This is a genomic window from Paenarthrobacter sp. NPDC089322 (assembly GCF_040684895.1).
GTDB lineage: Bacteria > Actinomycetota > Actinomycetes > Actinomycetales > Micrococcaceae > Arthrobacter.
Window position 1 is genome coordinate 1 of sequence record NZ_JBFBGW010000040.1, and the last position, 1,708, is coordinate 1,708.

Genomic DNA, 1,708 nt, shown 5'->3' on the forward strand with positions numbered 1-1,708 from the left:
GTGTGTTGTGTGGTGTAAGTTGTTGGCCTATTAGTACCGGTCAGCTTCACGAGTCTTTGGTCCTCGCTTCCACGTCCGGCCTATCAACCCAGTGGTCTGGCTGGGGGCCTCTCACACATGATGTGTAGGGAAATCTCATCTTGAAGCGAGCTTCCCGCTTAGATGCTTTCAGCGGTTATCCCATCCGAACGTAGCTAATCAGCGGTGCACTTGGCAGTACAACTGACACACCAGAGGTTCGTCCGTCCCGGTCCTCTCGTACTAAGGACAGCCCTTCTCAAATTTCCTGCGCGCGCAGCGGATAGGGACCGAACTGTCTCACGACGTTCTAAACCCAGCTCGCGTACCGCTTTAATGGGCGAACAGCCCAACCCTTGGGACCTACTCCAGCCCCAGGATGCGACGAGCCGACATCGAGGTGCCAAACCATGCCGTCGATATGGACTCTTGGGCAAGATCAGCCTGTTATCCCCGAGGTACCTTTTATCCGTTGAGCGACGGCCATTCCACAATGTACCGCCGGATCACTAGTCCCGACTTTCGTCCCTGCTTGAGATGTCTCTCTCACAGTCAAGCTCCCTTGTGCACTTACACTCGACACCTGATTGCCAACCAGGCTGAGGGAACCTTTGGGCGCCTCCGTTACTTTTTAGGAGGCAACCGCCCCAGTTAAACTACCCATCAGGCACTGTCCCTGACCCGGATCACGGGCCGAAGTTAGATGTCCAAAGTGACCAGAGTGGTATTTCAACGATGACTCCACCCGAACTGGCGTCCGGGCTTCAACGTCTCCCACCTATCCTACACAAGCCACTCCGAACACCAATACCAAACTATAGTAAAGGTCTCGGGGTCTTTCCGTCCTGCTGCGCGTAACGAGCATCTTTACTCGTACTGCAATTTCGCCGAGTTTATGGTTGAGACAGCGGGGAAGTCGTTACTCCATTCGTGCAGGTCGGAACTTACCCGACAAGGAATTTCGCTACCTTAGGATGGTTATAGTTACCACCGCCGTTTACTGGGGCTTAAATTCTCAGCTTCGCCCGCAAGGGGCTAACCGGTCCTCTTAACCTTCCAGCACCGGGCAGGAGTCAGTCCGTATACATCGTCTTGCGACTTCGCACGGACCTGTGTTTTTAGTAAACAGTCGCTTCCCCCTGGTCTCTGCGGCCCACACCCGCTCCACAGAGCAAGTCTGTATCACGGGGCAGGCCCCCCTTCTCCCGAAGTTACGGGGGCATTTTGCCGAGTTCCTTAACCATAATTCTCTCGATCGCCTTGGTATTCTCTACCTGATCACCTGTGTCGGTTTGGGGTACGGGCAGCTAAAACCTCGCGCCGATGCTTTTCTAGGCAGCATAGGATCACCGGATCCCCCCAAAATGGGAGTCCCATCAGATCTCAGGAACGTGATTCAACACACAGGAACGGATTTGCCTATCCCTGACCCTACATCCTTGGACCGGGGCAACCATCGCCCGGCCCGGCTACCTTCCTGCGTCACACCTGTTAATACGCTTACCTCCCGGGATCAGGTCCCAGCCACCACCACAACCATCACACCACAAGTGATGCTCCGGTCAGGTGAGGGGTGGTTAGTATCCCCCGCTCGGTATTGGCGGTTTTTCGCCGGTACGGGAATATCAACCCGTTGTCCATCGACTACGCCTGTCGGCCTCGCCTTAGGTCCCGACTTACCCAGGGCAGA

At 55.4% G+C, this 1,708-nt stretch carries 1 rRNA gene (cut by a window edge); it reads right to left on the reverse strand.

Going from position 1 to position 1,708, the window contains the following annotated elements:
- Positions 1-9: 9 nt before the first annotated feature.
- Positions 10-1,708: ribosomal RNA gene (locus AB0N65_RS20575) — 23S ribosomal RNA — on the reverse strand (it continues 1,642 nt past the right edge of the window).